The 1,864-nt window shown below is 45.2% G+C and carries 2 protein-coding genes; one reads left to right on the top strand and one right to left on the bottom strand.

The window, feature by feature from the left end; translation table 11 throughout:
• Positions 1 to 282 precede the first annotated feature (282 nt).
• A complete protein-coding gene (locus IEY63_RS22020; protein WP_189071138.1) occupies positions 283 to 834 on the bottom strand; it encodes a hypothetical protein in 552 nt (183 codons plus the stop codon).
• Between the two features lie 227 nt (positions 835 to 1,061).
• Between IEY63_RS22020 and IEY63_RS22015 the strand changes: the two genes are divergently transcribed.
• Entirely contained in the window at positions 1,062 to 1,643 is a 582-nt protein-coding gene (locus IEY63_RS22015; protein ID WP_189071137.1) for a hypothetical protein, read from the top strand.
• The last annotated feature ends 221 nt before the right edge of the window (positions 1,644 to 1,864 follow it).

Raw genomic sequence — 1,864 nt, 5'->3', positions numbered from 1 at the left:
GCATCCGTCCGGCGCATCCTGGCGCACCTTGAGCACACTCATGCCCTGTTTTGAAGGGTAGTCAGCTGCAGGCCTTCACGCAGTAGCTCGATCAGCTCGCGGTTTGCGTCGTCGTGAAAGGACATGTGGGAGGCAGCATGCCACGCCCGCCCGGGCCGCGCTGCCGCATGTGCCCGACCCGGCACGTCCCCCGGCAGGGAGCGTGTATTCCCACTGGCCTCAACCTGTGTCCCACGCATCGTTCGTTCAGGTCGCCGGTCCCGTGATCATCCCACAAGAACTTCAGCGCTTCTGTCGTTTCGGTAATGCTCGCCGATAGTCTTTAAAATGAAAGTCCCCGTTGCGATCTATGTATGCGTTTATGGCTTCCCGTGCGAATTTGCGGAACTCCTTATCATTCCACAGCACCACGATGGAGTTTCTGCTCACCCTGCCTAGCTGTTCACTTTTTTTGTAAACATAACCCTGATACGCGTCTAGCTTTATCCTGTCGTCGCTGTCACTATGGCCATGAGGGATCGAGGGGTTCGGATCATCGTCCCCCTTGTGAAATTTCCATTTTTTGATGGACATCCCTGGAGTCCGAACTGTCAGCTCTAATCTTGGAATCGGAGTGCTACCGCCAGAACGGGGGGCGAATTCCCCTTCACGGAGCGATTCCACTCTCACGACCTCTTCGCCTGAGCCATCTTCAGGCATACCTTCTATTAATTCGTCCAGGAAATCAAGCCGATTGATGTACTCTCCAATGCCAATGATCCCATAAAACAACTGGACATCGGTAGTGAGCTCGAAAGCCGCTATTGCGTCTGAATCCAAAGTGATCGGCGCCACTACAAAACCATACCTCGCCATGCCGTTGTCAATAACCCCTCAGCACCTGACACTTCGTGGGAAATGGCGAAGGGTCAGGTGCAGAGGGTTTTTGCGAAACTCTGGGAAGTGCGCGGTGAAGCAGTGGGCCAGCTTGACCAGGACATCGGGAGACGCGTTCTGTTCTTGCGTGTCAGCCGAACTTTTTCAAGCCCCTTGGTAAACTGTCGGGTACTGAGAGTGATAATATGTCTAAAGTTATAAAAACTAGTGAATTGACTGATGAAGATATCTTCTTTGATTCAGTTTATGTAAATTGTCTCATTGATATTATGGAGCCGGTTTTAGATGAGGACACGTTCTATAGTTTTGTAGGTATGGGCGGTATTGCTTTCTATCTCCTCTCAGAAGATCAGAAAAAATATGTATATAATAGTTTTGAGACATATATCATTAATTTTAGTAGAAAAGATTTAGAAGGAATCCCGAGTATCATGGTTGGTATCCATGCTTGGCAAATTTATATTGTCGATAAAGACGAATATCTTAAATATTTATCGAAAAAAAACAGAAACCATTTTATATTATTAATAGATTTGATTGAAAGGTCGGATATGTCTTTAGATGACAAGTCTAATCTAATTAGATATATTAAAGTTTTACCTACATTGCGTGTAATTGATCATTTTACTGCTGTAGAACTTGATCATCTTTTAAAATCATTTGATATCTTGAAAAATACTGAATCTATTGATATAGAAATCTATAATCTTTCTGTTAATGCAATTAGCTATCTTAATCGACTAGTAAATATATTTAGCCTCCGTTAAAATTAGCAAAATAAGCCAAATGTTTTGAATATTTGGCTTATTTTGCTTAACGCCGTTAATGCAACCTCGCTCAGCACCTGAAAATTTGGGAAATTGATGTATTGGATGTTGGAAATGGCGTCCTGAGCAGCTGCAGGCATTCCCAGAAGTCGTCGCCGCCTGACTACCCATCAAAACGCGCAGTAGGCAGCAGAAAGTCGGCTCCTGTACGGTATTTCTGC

The organism is Deinococcus radiotolerans, assembly GCF_014647435.1.
GTDB classification, from domain to species: Bacteria; Deinococcota; Deinococci; order Deinococcales; family Deinococcaceae; genus Deinococcus; species Deinococcus radiotolerans.
Note: the sequence above shows the minus strand (reverse complement) of the source record. Positions and strands in the feature narration are given on the sequence as shown.

Bases quoted from the DNA above. Each gene is read 5' to 3' on its own strand.
- IEY63_RS22015 (WP_189071137.1), top strand. From the start codon at position 1,062: ATGTCTAAAGTTATAAAAACTAGTGAATTGACTGATGAAGATATCTTC.